This is a genomic window from Streptomyces sp. NPDC037421 (assembly GCF_055602105.1).
The window spans coordinates 422,224-438,167 of the sequence record NZ_JBVJWV010000002.1; the positions used below are offsets into that span (position 1 = coordinate 422,224).

The 15,944-nt window shown below is 75.4% G+C and carries 14 protein-coding genes; 5 read left to right on the plus strand and 9 right to left on the minus strand.

The window, feature by feature from the left end; translation table 11 throughout:
• Nucleotides 1-65 precede the first annotated feature (65 nt).
• Both ACZ7IF_RS05395 and ACZ7IF_RS05400 read right to left on the minus strand, forming a co-directional pair.
• Complete coding sequence (locus ACZ7IF_RS05395; protein WP_470963355.1) at nt 66-1,574, minus strand: DEAD/DEAH box helicase; 1,509 nt, start codon at nt 1,572-1,574, stop codon at nt 66-68.
• Between the two features lie 162 nt (nt 1,575-1,736).
• Nucleotides 1,737-2,234, minus strand: coding sequence for a MarR family transcriptional regulator (locus ACZ7IF_RS05400; protein WP_470963358.1), 498 nt, complete (start codon nt 2,232-2,234; stop codon nt 1,737-1,739).
• Nucleotides 2,235-2,324: 90 nt separating this feature from the next.
• On the opposite strand from ACZ7IF_RS05400, the gene ACZ7IF_RS05405 reads away from it, so the two are divergent.
• Both ACZ7IF_RS05405 and ACZ7IF_RS05410 read left to right on the plus strand, forming a co-directional pair.
• Nucleotides 2,325-2,708 (plus strand): HGxxPAAW family protein, encoded by a 384-nt coding sequence (locus tag ACZ7IF_RS05405; protein ID WP_470963361.1) that lies wholly within the window; start codon nt 2,325-2,327, stop codon nt 2,706-2,708.
• 106 nt (nt 2,709-2,814) lie between these two features.
• Nucleotides 2,815-3,018 (plus strand): cold-shock protein, encoded by a 204-nt coding sequence (locus tag ACZ7IF_RS05410; RefSeq protein WP_470963364.1) that lies wholly within the window; start codon nt 2,815-2,817, stop codon nt 3,016-3,018.
• Nucleotides 3,019-3,100: 82 nt separating this feature from the next.
• Here ACZ7IF_RS05410 and ACZ7IF_RS05415 read toward each other — a convergent pair whose 3' ends face one another.
• The 3 genes from ACZ7IF_RS05415 to ACZ7IF_RS05425 form a co-directional block, all read right to left on the minus strand.
• Nucleotides 3,101-3,331: a ferredoxin gene (locus ACZ7IF_RS05415; RefSeq protein WP_470963367.1), complete on the minus strand. Its 231-nt coding sequence runs from the start codon at nt 3,329-3,331 to the stop codon at nt 3,101-3,103.
• A 5-nt stretch (nt 3,332-3,336) separates the two neighbouring features.
• Nucleotides 3,337-4,524 carry a cytochrome P450 gene (locus tag ACZ7IF_RS05420; RefSeq protein ID WP_470963370.1) on the minus strand — a complete coding sequence of 396 codons (1,188 nt, stop codon included), beginning with the start codon at nt 4,522-4,524 and terminating at the stop codon, nt 3,337-3,339.
• A 145-nt stretch (nt 4,525-4,669) separates the two neighbouring features.
• The gene (locus ACZ7IF_RS05425) at nt 4,670-5,014 is read right to left on the minus strand and encodes a thioredoxin family protein (protein WP_470963373.1); all 345 of its coding nucleotides are present in this window, start codon (nt 5,012-5,014) and stop codon (nt 4,670-4,672) included.
• Between the two features lie 102 nt (nt 5,015-5,116).
• Between ACZ7IF_RS05425 and ACZ7IF_RS05430 the strand changes: the two genes are divergently transcribed.
• From ACZ7IF_RS05430 to ACZ7IF_RS05440, 3 genes are all read left to right on the plus strand, one after another.
• On the plus strand, nt 5,117-5,386 hold the full coding sequence (locus tag ACZ7IF_RS05430) for a hypothetical protein (protein WP_470963376.1): 270 nt from the start codon (nt 5,117-5,119) through the stop codon (nt 5,384-5,386).
• 225 nt (nt 5,387-5,611) lie between these two features.
• Nucleotides 5,612-5,971, plus strand: coding sequence for a YciI family protein (locus ACZ7IF_RS05435; protein ID WP_470963379.1), 360 nt, complete (start codon nt 5,612-5,614; stop codon nt 5,969-5,971).
• Nucleotides 5,972-6,047: 76 nt separating this feature from the next.
• On the plus strand, nt 6,048-7,283 hold the full coding sequence (locus tag ACZ7IF_RS05440; protein ID WP_470963508.1) for an RNA polymerase sigma factor: 1,236 nt from the start codon (nt 6,048-6,050) through the stop codon (nt 7,281-7,283).
• Here ACZ7IF_RS05440 and ACZ7IF_RS05445 read toward each other — a convergent pair.
• The 4 genes from ACZ7IF_RS05445 to ACZ7IF_RS05460 form a co-directional block, all read right to left on the minus strand.
• Nucleotides 7,273-8,739: a condensation domain-containing protein gene (locus ACZ7IF_RS05445; protein ID WP_470963382.1), complete on the minus strand. Its 1,467-nt coding sequence runs from the start codon at nt 8,737-8,739 to the stop codon at nt 7,273-7,275. The two genes, ACZ7IF_RS05440 and ACZ7IF_RS05445, sit on opposite strands and share 11 nt — an antisense overlap.
• 111 nt (nt 8,740-8,850) lie before the next feature.
• Nucleotides 8,851-9,840 carry an ABC transporter ATP-binding protein gene (locus tag ACZ7IF_RS05450; protein WP_470963385.1) on the minus strand — a complete coding sequence of 330 codons (990 nt, stop codon included), beginning with the start codon at nt 9,838-9,840 and terminating at the stop codon, nt 8,851-8,853.
• Nucleotides 9,837-12,593 (minus strand): hypothetical protein, encoded by a 2,757-nt coding sequence (locus ACZ7IF_RS05455; RefSeq protein WP_470963388.1) that lies wholly within the window; start codon nt 12,591-12,593, stop codon nt 9,837-9,839. Before ACZ7IF_RS05455 ends, ACZ7IF_RS05450 begins: the two co-directional genes overlap by 4 nt.
• Nucleotides 12,590-15,832: an FtsX-like permease family protein gene (locus tag ACZ7IF_RS05460; RefSeq protein ID WP_470963391.1), complete on the minus strand. Its 3,243-nt coding sequence runs from the start codon at nt 15,830-15,832 to the stop codon at nt 12,590-12,592. Before ACZ7IF_RS05460 ends, ACZ7IF_RS05455 begins: the two co-directional genes overlap by 4 nt.
• Nucleotides 15,833-15,944: the final 112 nt, after the last annotated feature.

Sequence of the window (15,944 nt, forward strand, 5' to 3'; positions counted from 1 at the left end):
GGCCCGCCGCGGTACGCAGACGGTGGGGCGGTGGAGTCGCCCCCCCTCCCCCGGGTCCCCGGGCCTCAGAGGCCCTTGCGGACCCGGGCCGCGCGGCGGGCCTCGGCGGCCTGGCGCGCCTCGATGGTCTTGCGGGACTCCTTGCCCCGGCCCGGCCGGCCCGGCCGGGTGCCGATGCCCCGGAAACCGAGTTCCGTGCCGCTCGGGCGGCCCTTGGCGTCGGTCGGCAGGGCCCCGGACAGCGGGACCCCGGAGGGCTTCCTGGCGCCGGTGATCCGGCTCAGGGCCGTCTCGCCGGAGCGCACCTGGGTGATGGTGGGCCGGATCTTGGCGTCGGCCATCAGGCGCACCATGTCGCGCCGCTGGTTGGGGGTGACCAGGGTGACCACCTTGCCGGACTCGCCCGCCCGCGCGGTGCGGCCGCCCCGGTGCAGGTAGTCCTTGCTGTCCGCCGGCGGGTCCACGTTGACCACGAGGTCGAGGTCGTCGACGTGGATGCCCCGGGCGGCCACGTTCGTCGCGACCAGGACCGTGATCAGGCCGTCCTTGAACTGGCCGAGGGTCTTGGTGCGCTGCGGCTGGGACTTGCCGCTGTGCAGCCCCTCCGCCCGTACGCCCATGGCCCGCAGGTGCTTCACGAACTGGTCCACGCCGTGCTTGGTGTCCAGGAACATGAGCACCCGGCCCTCGCGGGCCGCGATCTCGGTCGCCGCCGAGACCTTGTCCGCCGCGTGGATGTGCAGCACGTGGTGGTCCATCGTGCCGACCGACGCCGACTGCGGGTCCACGGAGTGCGAGACCGGGTCCTTCAGGTACTGGCGCACGAGCTGGTCGACGTTGCGGTCCAGGGTGGCCGAGAACAGCATCCGCTGCCCGTCGTGGTGGACCTGGTCCAGGATCTCCGTGACCTGCGGCATGAAGCCCATGTCGCACATCTGGTCGGCCTCGTCCAGCACCGTGATCCGCACCCGCTCCAGGTGCACGTCACGCCGTCCGACCAGGTCGCTGAGGCGGCCGGGGGTGGCGACCACGACCTCCGCGCCGGTGCGCAGCGCGCTGGTCTGGCGGCCGATGGAGAGCCCGCCGACGACGGTGGCCATGCGCAGCTTGAGGGCCTGCGCGTACGGGGTGAGCGCCTCGGTCACCTGCTGCGCCAGCTCGCGCGTCGGTACGAGGACCAGGGCGAGCGGCCGCTTGGGGTCGGCCTGCTGTCCGGCCGTGCGGGCCAGCAGGGCCAGGCCGAAGGCGAGGGTCTTGCCGGAGCCGGTGCGTCCGCGGCCGAGGATGTCACGGCCCGCGAGGGAGTTGGGCAGGGTGGCCGCCTGGATCGGGAAGGGTTCCCGCACCTCCTGCTCGGCCATGGTCCTCACCAGCTCAGCGGGCAGCCCGAGTTCGTCGAACGAGGCCACCGGGGGCAGCGCCGGGGTGGTGGTCCGCGGCATGGCGAACTCGCCCTGGGGGCCGAGGGTCCGGGGGGCCTTGCCGGCTCCCCTGGCGCTCTTGGCTCCCGGCTTGGAGCCTGCCTTCGCCCCGGCCTTGATGCCGAAACGCCCGTGAGCTGACGGGTTCTTCATGCAGAACCTTCCGTGAGGAGAGTGAGGCGGGCGGGGCCGCGGCGGGGTAACGGCGACGAGCCGGGGTCCGTACCCCTCGGTACGGTCCCCGGCTCGTCGTACGCGTCCGCACCGGGCGCAAGCGCCCCGCGCCTCAAGTTTCCCGGCCATTTTACCAGCCGGTCACCGGCCCGGCCTGGGGTCGAGCTCCCCGGACCGCACCTGGGCGAGGTGGGCCCGCATCTCGACCGCCGCCCGGCCGAACCAGTCGGCGATCACGGCGACCTCGTCGGGGGTGTACTCGGCGAACACGGTGCCGAGCCGGTCGTAGAAGGGCTGGTAGGTGGCGATGACCCGGGCGGCGGCCTCGGGATCGGCCACCACCCGTACCCGCCTGCGGTCGGCGGGATCGGGCTGCCGACGGGCGTACCCGGCCTTCTCCAGCCGGTTGAGCACGCCGGTGACGGCACCGGTGGTGAGGTTCACCAGCCCGGCGAGGTCGCCGGCCGAGAGGGGCTCGTCGCAGGCGGCCAGGATGTGGGCGAGGCAGGTCAGGTCGGTGACGTTGATCCCGAGGAGCTGGGCCACCTCCTGCTGGCCTACGAGGCCGAGGGCCACGTACTGGTCCATGCGCGCGATCGCCTCCCCGGCCGTGGCCGCGGGGCGGGGCTTGCCGTGCACCGACACTCTCCTTACTATCTAAGTTACTTAGCTCGTGAGATAAATGATCCTGCTCCGAGCGTACTGCCGCCTGCCCTTTTAGGGGGAATCATGAGCGCCCACGGCGACGTCGACCTCGGCCACACCGTGGCCGGCTGGACCGGAACCACCCTGGCCCTGCTGGGCTGCGCCGGAGCGGGCGCCGCCCTGTGCGCGGCCTGGACCCCGGGAATCTGGCTGGGCCTCGGCCTGGTCGTGGCGGCGGGAGTGGCCACCTGGCTGCTCCACCTCGCCGGCTGGGGCAAGCCCAGCGGTCCCCGTCCGCGCGAGGCGTGGGACTGGCGCGTACGGGACACCGCCGCCCGGACGGGACACGCCGACTGCCTGGGCTGCCGGGCGGGCGGTCCGCGCCGCGCGGCGGCGGCGTCCGCGGGCCGCCCTTCCGTCGGCGGGCGGTCCGCCGCCCCGCTGCCCGCAGGGGACGGCGGCGCCTGACCCGCCCCGGTTGGCCGCGTTCGGCGTGTGGCGTGCGGGGCGGGTGGGCAGTATCGAGACGGCCGCGTATGCGGCCCGAGCGGAACGTTGAGAAGGATCAGTACCGATGGCAACTGGCACCGTGAAGTGGTTCAACTCGGAGAAGGGGTTCGGCTTCATCCAGCAGGACGACGGCGGCCCCGACGTGTTCGTGCACTTCTCCGCCATCCAGGGAACCGGTTTCAAGTCCCTGGAGGAGAACACCCGGGTCTCGTACGACGTCACCCAGGGCCCCAAGGGCCCCCAGGCGGAACACGTGGTCCCCGAGTAGCGCCGGCCGCCCCGCGGTTCCCGTCGCCGGGAGCCCCCGCCGGTCATCCGGCGGGGGCTCCCGCACGACACGGGGGACCCGCTCAGTCCGCCGGTGCCTCCCCGGCCTCCCCGGCCTCCCCGGTCTCCCGGACGGTGATCGCCGAGACCGGGCAGGCGCGCGCGGCCTCCCGGACCAGCGGGCTCCCGTGGCCGTCCTCGCGACCCGCGAGCACCTGGCCGAAACCGTCGTCGTCCTGGGTGAAGACCTGCGGCGCGGTCAGCACGCACCGGCCGGCGCCGATGCAGACGTCCTGGTCCACAAAGACCCGCACGCCGCTCACCACGTCACGGGCAGTTCGAGCATGCCCTGGATGGTGTCGCCGGGCTTGAACGGGATCCGGTCCGGGTCGGCCGCCAGGCGCAGGCCCGGCAGCCGCTCGAACAGGGTCCCGAGGGCGATCTCCATCTCGGCGCGCGCCAGGTTCTGGCCCAGGCACTGGTGGATGCCGAAACCGAAGGCCAGGTGGTGGCGGGCCGGCCGGTGCCAGTCGAGCGCGTCGGGGTCGGCGAAGACCGCTTCGTCGCGGTTGATGACCGAGGTGGAGAAGACCACCCCGTCGTCCGGCCGGATGGTCACCCCGCCGACCTCGATCTCCCGCGTGGCCACCCGCAGCATCCCGTCCGCGATGGACAGGTACCGCATCAGCTCCTCCACCGCCTCCGGCATCAGGGAGGGGTCGGACCGCAGCTCGGCCAGCTGCTCCGGGTGCCGCAGCAGGGTGAAGGTGCCCAGCGAGATCATGTTCGCCGTGGTCTCGTGCCCCGCGATCAGCAGGATCGCGGCCAGCGACACCAGTTCCTCGACGTCGGTCTCGCCCGCCGCCAGCCGGGTCGAGACCAGCTCGTCCAGCAGCCCGTCACCCGGCTCGGTGCGCTTGCGCCGGATCAGGGCCTCCAGGTAGGCGTCCAGCCGCTCCCGGGCGTCCTCCACGTCGGCGGTCGAGGGGCCGCGCAGCAGCCGCCGCGACTGCTCCTCGAAGAAGTCGTGGTCCTCGTACGGGACCCCGAGCAGGGCGCAGATCACCATGGACGGCACCGGCAGTGCGAAGTCGTCCACCAGCTCGGCCCCCGGCCCCCGGGCCGCCATCGCGTCGATCAGCCGGTCCACGGTCTCCTGGATCCGGGGGCGCAGGGCGGCCGTCCGCTTGACCGAGAAGCTCGGGATCAGCATCCGCCGCTGCGCGTTGTGCTCGGGGTCGTCCACCCCGAGCAGGGCCGTCCGCCGGTTCTGCAGCCCCTTGAAGCGGGCGGTGGGGGCGGGGAAGGCCTCGTTGGTGGGGTCGGTCGACAGCCGCCCGTCGGAGAGCAGGGCCCGGGCCTCGGCGTGGCCGGTGACCACCCATACCGAGCGGCCGTCGAAGAGCGTGACCCGGGAGAGCGGCCGCCCCTCCCGGAGTGGCCGGTAGGCGGCCGGCGGGTGGTAGGGGCAGGTTCGGTCCTGAGGGAAGGCAACGGCATCGGTCATGGAAAGCAACACCTCGCAAGCGATGGTTCCGTCTCGCCGGACTCCCATTACATGCCTGAGGCACCTATCCCACCTATGCCACTTTCGGCCAGCCTGCCCGAGTTCACCCGCCGGGCCGCGCGGACCGGTCCGGGCCGCGCGGGAGCTACAGGTGCGCGTCCAGGAAGGCGCGCAGCTCCGCCCGCCCCATCGGCCCCGCGTGCGTCGCCACGGCCTCACCGGACCGCAGCAGCACCACCGTCGGGGCACCCGTCACCCCGTAGCGCCGCACCGGTCCGGGACAGCGGGTGATGTCGGCGCGCACGGCCGTGAACCGCGCGCCGTACTCCGGGCCCTGGGCCAGCTCCGCGACGAGGGAGTCCAGCTCCCGGCACGCCTCGACGGCCTTGGGCCAGGTGCCGGTGAAATAGGCGAGGACCGGCCCCGGCGCCATCCCGGCGATGAAGTCGAATTCCTGGTCCTCGAGCGGCCGGTGTACCCGACTGGCCATGGGTGGTGCTCCTCGGTTCGCGTACGACGTGGCCGCCAGCCTATGGGGTGCCCCGCGGACCACGCGGGGCCCGTTGTCAGTGGTGGCTGTGAAGCTGGGCGCATGGACGACCGGATCCCGCGCCGCCGTGTCTACGGCGCCGACCACGAAGACCCCGACCCGGGCCCCCGCCCGGGCCACGCCTACGGCGAGCTCGTGGGCGGCCCCCTCGACGGGCTCCTCCTCGACGTCACCGGCTGGAGCCCCGACCGGCTGGCCGAAGAGGCACGCCTGCCGACCGAGATAGGCCGCTACGGGGCGGGCGGCCGCGCCCACTACCGCCGGCGGGCCTCGGACCCCGGCCGCTGGGACTGGGCGGGGGACAGCCGGTAGGCCGCCTCAGCCGTCCGCGAGCCCCCGGACCGCCGACGTGTGACCGGGGGCTCCGCCCCCTCTTCGGCCGCCGGGGCCCGCCCGGACGCGGCGAGGAGGCGCCGGTGGCCGGTTCCGCGGAATCTCCGAAGAATTTTCCGGAGAGCTGTCGATCCGGGCGTCTCCCGTTCGACGCAGAGGTGAGAGGCAGGGGAAAGGCCCCGCCCTCACGACCGAGGAGTCACCATGCCGCGCTTCCTGACGCTGATCCGCATCGACGAGCAGAACCTGACCCCCGAAACCCCCTTCCCGGCCGACTTCGAGGAGCGCATGGGCGCCCTGATGGAGGAGATCACCAAGGCCGGGGTGATGCTCGACACCGCCGGTCTGCTCCCCACCTCCGAAGGCACCCGCGTCACCTGGTCGGGCGGCAGGACCAGCTTCACCGACGGCCCCTTCACCGAGACCAAGGAAGTCGTCGGCGGATACGCCTTCCTCCAGTGCAAGGACAAGGCCGAGGCCCTGGAATGGACCAGGCGGTTCCTGGAGACCCACCCGGCGGAATGGACCGTCGGCGCCGAGGTCCGCCAGGTCCAGGAGATGTGACCCGGCCGCGGCCCGCGCCGGGTGCCGCGTTTGCCCCGCCCCGCCGCGGCTGCTCTGATGGGTGGCCGTGACGGCAGTGAGCGCGGCCCGGGCGGTCGAAGCGGTGTTCAGGATCGAGTCCGCGCGGATCATCGCCGGCGTCACCCGCATCGTCCGGGACGTCGGGATCGCCGAGGAGATCGCACAGGACGCCCTGGTCGCCGCCCTGGAGCAGTGGCCGCGGGACGGGGTACCCGACCGGCCCGGTGCCTGGCTCACGGCCACCGCCAGGCACCGGGCCGTCGACCTCGTCCGGCGCAAGGAGACCTACGCGCGCAAGCTCGCCGAGGTCGGCCGCAACCTGGAGGACGTACCGCCGCCGCCCGAACCCGCGGAACCGGACGACATCGACGACGACCTGCTGCGCCTGGTGTTCACCGCCTGCCACCCGGTGCTGGGCACCGACGCGCGCATCGCGCTCACCCTGCGCCTGGTGGCAGGCCTCACCACCCAGGAGATCGCCCGCGCCTTCCTCACCTCCGAGCCCACCGTCGCCCAGCGAGTCGTCCGGGCCAAGCGGACCCTCGCCAGGGCCCGGGTGCCCTTCGAGGTGCCCCGCGGAGCCGACCGCGAACAGCGCCTGGCCTCCGTGCTGGAGGTCATCTACCTCGTCTTCAACGAGGGCTACTCGGCCACCGCCGGCGACGACCTGCTGCGCCCCGCCCTCTGCGAGGACGGCCTGCGCCTGGCCCGCGTACTGGCCGCGCTGATGCCGGACGAGCCCGAGGTCCACGGACTCGCCGCGCTGCTGGAGTTCCAGGCCTCCCGCACGGCCACCCGCACCGGCCCCGACGGCGAGCCGGTACTGCTCGCCGACCAGAACCGGGCCAGGTGGAACCGGCTGCTCATCCGGCGCGGGGTGGAATCCCTGCACCGGGCGGGCAGCGGCCCCTACGCCCTCCAGGCCGCCATCGCCGGCTGCCACGCGGCCGCCGTGCGCTACGAGGACACCGACTGGCGGGCCATCGCCGCCCTCTACGGGAGGCTCGCCGAGCAGCTCCCCTCCCCGGTGGTCGAGCTGAACCGGGCGGTCGCCGTCTCCATGGCCGAAGGCCCCGGAGCGGCCCTGCCGCTGGTCGACGCCCTCGCCCGGGAGCCCGCCCTGCGCTCCTACCACCTGCTGCCGAGCGTACGCGGGGACCTGCTGGAGCGGCTCGGCCGCGGCCCCGAGGCCCGCGCAGAGTTCGAGAGGGCGGCCGCCCTCACCCGCAACACCCGCGAGCGGGACCTGCTGCTGGCCCGCGCCGCCGCCCTCCGGCGACTCAGCCCCTGACGCGCGCGGCCCGCTGCCCGGGACGGCGCGGCGCCGTGAGCGCGACGGGCCTGCGGAAGCCGCCGGTGCGCGTGACGCTCTGCACGGTGAGCCGCAGCGCCTCCTGGAAGCCGCCCATCGTGCGGCGCGCCGCCGGGGTGTCCACGTACAGCGAGTTCATGTGCAGCCCGTCCGAGTCCCGCTGGAACCAGGAGCAGGTCCCGTTGGCCCGCGCCGACCACACGTGCGTGGCGGGCCGCCACTCGTCGTGCCGGTCGGCGCCCCGGCAGCGGCGCATGTCGATGTACGAGAAGAAGTTCACCGGGTACGGCCAGGAGCGGCCGGCGAACTCCTCGGGCGCCAGCAGCTGCCAGGCCCGCACGAAGGGCACGTCGAGGTGGCGCATCATCTCGGTGAACCCCGCCCGGACCTCGCCCATGACCTGGGCGAAGTCCTTGCCGGGCGAGGCGTCGAACTCGATCGGCAGCGTGTTCACGAACCAGCCCACCGAGTTGTTCCAGTCCTCGCGCCCGCGTTCGCTGACGGGCATGAACCCCCGGTACACCCCGGGCCCGCCCGCCTCGCGCAGACACACGCCCACCGAGCCCAGCAGGCCCATGAACGGCTTCCCGCCGGCCTGCCCGCACACCTTCTCGAAGACCTCGGTCTCGGCGGCGTCCAGCAGCGTGGACGCCTCGTTGACGATCGGGTACATCCGGTCCGGCTCCACGCCCAGGTCCAGCGGGAAGCGGGGGAAGAACTCCCCGCCCCGGGCCGTGAACGACTTCCAGTAGTCCAGACGCTCGTCGTCCGCCTCGATCGACAGGTAGCGGCGGCGCTGCGCGTCGGCGAAGTCCAGGTAGCTGGGCGCGGGCGGCAGCACGGGCTCCTCCCCGCGCCGCAGCGCCTCGTAGCAGGTCAGCACGTCGTGGACGACGACCGGCATCGACATGCCGTCGCAGACGATGTGGTCGAAGGCGAGGTACACCGTCGCGGAGTCCGGGCGCAGTACCGCGCCCATCGTGAACAGGGGCCACGACAGGGTGTCGATGCTGCGCGTGAACCGCTCCGCGAGGAACTCGCGCTGCCGCTCCACGTCGTCGAAGTCGCCGACGTGGAACGCCTCCAGGAAGAGGACCTCGGGCGCGAGGGGCTCGCAGGACAGCTCCCCGGCCAGCCGCCGGAACTCGCAGCGCAGCACCTCGTGCCGACGCACGAAGTCCAGCAGGGCCCCGGCCAGGGCCGGTTCGTCGAGGGCTCCCTCGATCTCGAAGGTGACGGCCACCCAGGACGCCATGGGGTCGTCGTCCGCGCGGCTCTCCTCGGCGACGGTGAAGTGCTTGTCCTGGTTGAAGGACGCCTTCTTGCCCTCCTCGCCACCCCGGTCCGGTCCCTGTGGCCCGGTGGTGGCCCGCAACCGCCACTCGACCAGGCGCCCCGGCTCGATGTGGTGCATCCGCAGAGGAAACTGCCGCATTACGTCATCCCTTCGCCCCCCGGTTCAGCCCCGAGCCCCTAACGACCCCCGGGCCGCGGAAGTGACGCCCGAACCGCCGGCGCGGGTCGGGACGGTGAACGCGCCCGGGCTCTAGTCGGTGTCCTCCGGCCCCGTGCCGGCCGGGTCGTCCGCGTCGTCGCGCCGGACCTCGATGCGGTCGGCGGCCAGGTCGACCGCGACGCGGTGCTCCATGCCCAGTGCCTCCAGGAACTTGTGCGGCAGCTGCACCCGGCCGGTGCGGTCCAGCATCACGTACTCGCGCTCGCTGACCGACTCCGTGCCGTGCTCGTCGGTCACCGTGCGGCGCAGCACCTCGCTGCTGGTGCGGCCGTCGCGGATCGCCACCGTACGGCGGACCTCGCCCGCCACCATCGGGTCGTGGGTCACGATGACCACGGTGGCGCCCAGCTCCCGGTTCACGGTGCGGAAGGCCTCGAAGACGGCCGCGCCGGTCTCGGAGTCCAGCTCGCCGGTCGGCTCGTCGGCGAGCAGCACCGCCGGGTCGTTGGCCATGGCCACGGCGATGGCCACCCGCTGCTGCTGGCCGCCGGACAGCTCGGCGGGGCGGCGGCCGCCGAGATCGCCGATCTCCAGTGCCTCCAGCAGCTCCGCGACCCGGCCCGACTGCCGCGCCCGGGCGCCGCGCCCGCCGCCCCCCTTCAACTGCATCGGCAGCGCTATGTTCTGAGCTGCCGTCAGGAACGGCAGCAGGTTGCGCGCGGTCTGCTGCCAGACGAACCCCACCGTCTCGCGCCGGTACCGCAGCCGGTCCCGCGCGGACATCTCCAGCAGGTCGTAGCCGCCGACGGTGGCGGTGCCGGCCGTGGGCACGTCCAGCCCCGCGAGGATGTTCAGCAGGGTGGACTTGCCGCTGCCGGAGGCCCCGACCAGCGCCACCAGGTCGCCCTGGGCCACCGTCAGCTCCAGCCCCTGCAGGGCCTGCACCTCCACGCCGTCGCTGGTGAAGATGCGTACCAGGCGGTCGCAGGCGATGGCCGTGCCGGCGGCGTGCCGGCGCGGTGCGGCGGCCGCCAGGGCCTGGCGCCGCAGTTCCTCGTACGTGGGCGCTTCGGTGTTCAACGTCGGTCTCCCGCTCTCAACTCGGTGGTGATCTGACGCCGGCCGTTCACCGCCGCCTCCGCGAGCACGGCCGCGGCCACCAGTCCCGCCATGCCCAGCGCCTGCACGAGCACCGGCCGCAGGCCCAGCCCCAGCCCGGCCGGCACAGCGGCGCCGACCAGCGTCGACAGGTCGACCGACGGGCCCAGCAGGGCGATCGCGGCGACCGCCGTCAGGGCGCCGCCCAGCGGAGCCGCCAGCACCTGCGGCAGCGACTCCGTCAGTACGAGCACCACGCCCTGCCGGGGCCGCAGGCCCATGGTCCGCAGCCTGGCCAGCAGTGCGGCCCGCTCCGGGGCGGCCCGTACCAGGGTCAGCAGCACGGACAGCACCGCGAAGCCGGCCGCCGCGGCCAGGGAGGTCCAGAACAGCTGCCCGGCCGCGTGCTGGAGGGGGTCGCCGGCGAGCTTCGCGGAGACCCGCGCGCTGGTGCGCACGAAGGTCCGCTCGGCGACGGAGGCCGGTGCGTGGGCGCGGACCAGCTCGCGCAGCCGCTCCTCGTCGACCGTGCCCAGGGCGAACCAGTGGTTCGGCCGGGTCGCCTCGGGCACCCGCGCGGTGACGGGCCCGGCCGGCAGCACGACGACCGCCGCCTCCGCGGACGGCTCCGCCGGGGTCCCCTCGACCAGTCCTACGGGCCGCGTCCGCAGCTCCACACCGCCCGCGACGCTGATCCGGAGCTCGCCCCCGGAGTCCTTCCCGACGAGGTTCTTGCTGATCAGCACCGGGACGGGAGCGTCCGCACCGCCGCCCGCGGCCAGCCGGGAGGGGTCGAACCGCCCCCGGCCGGCGGCGTCGGACAGCGCGGCGTAGGCGGCAGGATCGGCGACCACCGCCCTGACCCGGGTGCCGATCAGGTCGTCCGACATCAGCAAGGCGTCCCGGTCGGTCCACACCCCGAGGGAACTCCGTACGCCGGGCAGCGCGCCCGCCGCCCGGAGGAACTCCGGCGCCAGCACCTCCCTGTGCGGGGCCGACACATGGGCGTCGCCCCCGACATCGCCCCGCGCCGCCTGCAGGCGGGCCCCGTCCACGGAGGCCAGCACGGCCGACCCGAACCCGCCGGTGGTCACCGCCAGCAGCAGCGCGATGAGGGGCAGGACGGAGGGACGCGTGCCCCCCGCGTTCCCCCGGGCGGCGCGCGCGAGCCCGAGGAAGCCGGTCAGGCCGCGCCCGCGCCCCGCGGCCCGGGCCGCCAGCCGTGCCAGCGGGGGCTGGATCCGGGCCAGCAGCAGCCCCCCGGACAGCGCGAGCAGCAGCGGGGCGGCGACGAGCAGCGGGTCCAGCCCCGCTCCGGCCGGGGCGACCCCGCGCCGGCGGACCTCGGCCACGGCGGCCACGGTGGCGGCGAGGAGCAGCAGCTCCGCCACCAGCCGGCGCCGGGGTGCGGCCGCGCGCCGGGCCGACAGCAGCACGAAGGCCCGTACCGGGAAGGCCAGCAGGGCCGCGAGCGCGACGGCCCCGGCCGCGAGCAGGCCGGGCGCGAGCCGGGGGGCCGGCAGCAGCAGGACGCCGAGGGCCGCGGCGAGCACGGCGGCGGGCAGCACGGTGACGGCCCCCTCGCCCAGCAGCCGGCGCAGGATCCCGGTGCGGGAGCCGCCCCGGGCCAGCAGCAGGGCCAGTTCGGCCTCCCGCCGGTCACCGGTGAGCCCGGCGGCCAGGCAGAACACCACGAGGGCGACACCCGCCACCCCGGCCGGCCCGAGTGCGGCCAGTGGCGCGGCGGCCTGCCTGCGGGCCTCGGCGGCGGCGAACAGCTTGGGCAGCTCGGAGGTGATCAGGATGTCGGCGTGGCCGGTCTCGGTGTGCAGCCGGTTGGCCGTGGGGCCGGCCACGTACGAGGAGATCTGCTCGGCGACCTCGGGCAGCCGGTCGGCGCGCAGGGCGCCGATGTCCACCGGCAGCCGCCAGAAGTCCATGGAGCGGGTTCCCCAGCCCGCCAGCCGGCCGATCCCCTCGGGGCCGACCAGGGCTGACGCGTCCCACCAGGACTTCTCCTGCTTCTTGTCCCACTTGAGACAGGCCTGCACGAGGCAGGTGTTGCCGGTGTCGCTCCAGTAGACGTCGGCGGGGTCGGCCGGGGCGAACAGGCCGACGACCTCGATGCTCATCGGCGAGGCGAGGTCCGAGGAGCCCTCCAGGACCGAGCCCACCTTGGCGCCGATGGTGTCGGCCACGCTCTTGGACAGGACGACGGGGACGGTTCCCTCGCCGCCGCCGGACGGCCAGCGCCCCTCCACCAGCCGGCTGTGAGAGGCGATCTGGGGCAGGTGCAGCAGGTCGAGGTTGGGCGCGATGTCCGACGGGCGGACGAGCCCGGGGCCCGTCAGGGAGCGCGAGTCCTTCGCGCGCACCCCGTACACCGGGCCGGAGTCCGCCAGGCGGTAGCCCGGACCGACGGCGGCGCGCAGCGTGGCCAGCGAGGAGTCCAGCAGGGCCGCGAGGTCCCCGCTCTGCCGGCTCTCCACGGTCCGGGCGGTGGCGACCAGGCTGGTCGAGCCCGGGCCCTCCTCGGCCAGGAAGGCGCGCAGGGCCTGGTCGGCGCCCCGGTCGAGGGCGCGCGGCAGCGCGGCGGCCAGCAGGACGGAGACGAAGACCAGCACGGCCGACAGGAGCGTGGCCAGGGGAGCGGCGCGCAGCCGCGTCCGCACCCAGCCGGCCCCGCCGCCGCCCCTGGGCGCGGTGGTCCGGGGGTCGGTGGTCGGGCCGGTCATATCTCCTCCACGTGGCGCAGACGGGCGGCGGCGCCCCGGGACGTGCGGTCGCCGCGGCCGCCGAGCACCGCCGACAGCAGCGGCACCGCGGCGATGGCGGCGGCCAGCAGCAGGGTCCGCAGACCGGGCAGGTCCACCAGGACCACCGGCACCGGGCGCTGCGCGGCCGGGGTGAGCACCACCAGCGGCACCGTCAGGTGCACGATGGCCGCGCCCACCGCCAGGCCGACCGCGGTCCCGAGCGCGACCAGGACCAGCCCCTCGGCCGCGGCCGCCCGGGCCAGATCCCGCCGGGGTGCTCCGAGGGCCAGGAGGACCGCGGACTCCCGGGCCCGCTGGCGGGCGGCCGCCGCCGAGGAGGCGGCGAAACCGATGGCGGCCAGTACGGCGCAGGACAGGGTGAGGGCGGCCAGCGCGATGCGGGGGCCGGCGCTCAGCGGGTCGTCCAGCAGCCCGGCGGCCACCTCCTCGCGCAGCAGCACCCGGTGGGAGCCGGCACCCGCGCGCAGGTCGGCGGCGGCCCGCGCGGGCGCGGGGTCCGAGGCGGAGGCCGCGGGCAGCCACCACTCGTCGGCGGTGGGCAGGGCCCGCCCGTCGGTGGCCGCCAGCAGCCGCCCGGCGGCGGCGACGTCGACGGCGACCGCCCGCTCGCCGGACGCGGGCAGCGCCGCGACGGCGGCGGTGACCCGTACCGGGAGGGTGGCAGAGCCGAGCAGCACCGGGATCCGGTCCCCGACCCGCGCCCCGACTGCGGACAGATAGGCCCGGGTGGCGATGCCCGGCACTTCGGCGGCGGCCGGCCCGCCCGGGGTGAGGGTCAGGTCGTAACTCCCCACCGGGGCGCCCTTGTACCGCAGCCGCAGCAGCGCCCCGTCGGCCGGCAGCAGCCGGGCGGCCGGGGTGTCCGCCCCGAGGACCGGGGACACCAGGTTCCAGTCGGGCGCGGCCGCCTGGACGGGGACGGCCGGGCCGCCGGCCGCCTCGGTGACCGCGACCCGGCGCAGCGCCACCTCCGCGTCGACCCCCGGCTTGTCGCCGGACCGGTCGAACCAGGCGGGGTCGGACCCGTACGACAGGGTGAGACCCGCGATGGACAGGGGTTCGGCGGCCGCTCCGAGCGGGGCCCCGGCCAGCGCCGCGACGTCCACGGAGAGGGTGTGCTCGCCGTTCTCCGGCAGTGCCTCGACCGGCGCCCGGTAGGTCAGCCCGAACCGGTCGCGCAGCAGTACGCCCAGCCGGGCGCCGCCGCTCGCGCCGGAGGACCGCACCGACACGTCGACGTCGATGCGCCGGGGACGGCCCGGCAGCACGATGCCGGCGCTGCCGGGGGCGTCGGCGGCGAGCGGGGTGAACAGCTCCGCCATGGGCCGCCCGTCCCGCAGGTCGGCCCGCAGCGGCACCCGCCGCGCGACGGCGGCGGCGTCCAGCGCGAGCAGCTCCCCGCCGGCCCCGTCCGGCAGCCCGTGGGCCGAGCGCACCACCGGGATCACCCGGTCGCCGCCCGGCAGGGACGCGTACCGTCCGGCCCGGCCGGCCGCGGCGACCTCGCTGCCGGTGACGCGCAGGCCCCCGGCGGTGGCGAACTCCGCCTGGTCGCGCTGCGAGGCGGACCAGGCGGTGTGGTGGCCGAGGGCGAGGACCCCGCTGGCCACCGACAGCACCAGCAGCAGTACCGGGCCGGTGGCCCGCCCCGGGCGCCGGGCCAGCTGCCAGCCCACGAGCGCCGGGCCGAGCCCGCGGCCCCGGGCGGCGATCCGGCCCCCGAGCCGCGCCGCGAACGGCAGCAGCCGCAGTACGAGGAGGGTGCCCGCGCACAGCGCCAGGGTGGGCGCGGCCACCAGCACCGGGTCGACGCCGAGTTCGCCGCCCGGGCCGGTTCCGGCGCCGCTGTAGCGGTCGAGCTGGCGGTAGGCGAGGACGGCCAGCGCCACCACCGCGAGGTCCAGTCCGGAGCGCGCCGCCCCCGACACCACGGCCGCACGGCGTCCGGCCCGCCGCAGCACGGACGCCGCGGCCCCGCGCAGGACGGAGGGCAGGGAGGTCAGCAGGACGCACGCGAGCGCGCAGCCCGCCGCGGCCGGCCACAGCAGCCACGCCCCGCCGGTCTCGATCGGGGCCTTGGCCAGCGGCCCGTAGCGGCCCGCGAGGCGCAGCAGCGGCGGGGTGAGCAGCGGGGCCAGGAGCGCCGAGGGCAGGGCGAGCAGCACCGCCTCGGCCGCCGACAGCGCCCCGAGCCGGCGGCGGGAGGCGCCGCGCGAGGTGAGCAGGACCCGCTCGGGCTCCTGGCGCTCCGTCAGCAGGTGGGAGACCAGAAGCAGGGCGGCCCCGGCCAGGACGGCCAGCTGGAGCGCCCCGACCAGCAGGGTGGAGCGGGCCACCCGCTGTCCCGTCTCCAGCGCGGCGGTGTAGTCCCTGAGTCCGGAGGTGATCGTGAGCCCGGCGGGGCCCTTGGTGTCGGTCTCCGGTGCCAGGGGGCGCAGCCGGTCGAGGTCGGCGGCGCGGGCGGCGCGGAAGTCGGGGCTCAGCAGAGTGGCGCGGCTGTTCTGGACGAGGGTGCCGCCGGTGAAGGCGGAGTCGTGGACGAGCAGCGGCCCGTAGCTGGTGAAGGAGCCGACCTGTACCTCGCGCCCGCCGAGCGGATCGAGCCTCCAGTACGGCGAGTCCGGCTCGGCCGCCCGGTAGACGCCGGTGACGAGCATGCTCAGCGGCGCCCCGCCGTAGCGGTCCTCCAGCCGTACCTCGGCCGGCAGCGCCTGCGGGCCCAGCCCGAGCCGGTTCAGCGCGGCCTCGGGCGCGGCCACCGGGACCCGCCCGGGGCGCTCCCCGACGGCCTCGGGCCACTGGCCCGCGAGGAGCCGTACGCGGCCGCGGTCGAGGGCGGCGAGCAGGGTGAGATCCGGTTCCCGGCCGGGGGTGCGGGGGCCCGGCAGCCCGTACGAGCGGCTGCGCGCCACGCTTTCGACTCCGACGGGCACGCTCCCGAACAGGCCGTCCGCGAAGCTCCGTACGGCCGCGTCGTCGCCGGCCCGGGCGGTCAGCGCGTGCTCGCCGGTGAGGACGACGGCGGTGCTCGACCGGCCGGCGGGGCCGGTCAGCGCCTGCCGCAGGCCGGCGTCCCCGACGCCCCGGGTGAAGGCCAGCAGCGCGGTCAGCGTGGTCGTGGTGATGAGCGCGGTGAGCAACACGGCGGCGGCGAGCGGCAGTCGCCCGCGCAGCCGGCGCACGACGAAGCCGATCATGTGCCTGTTCCTTCCCCCCGGACCGGACTTGGGGCACCGGATAGCGGACGATGTTGTCAGATCCGGTCCATGAGAGGAAGGGACTTGCGTGATTGATGTGACAGATGAGCAA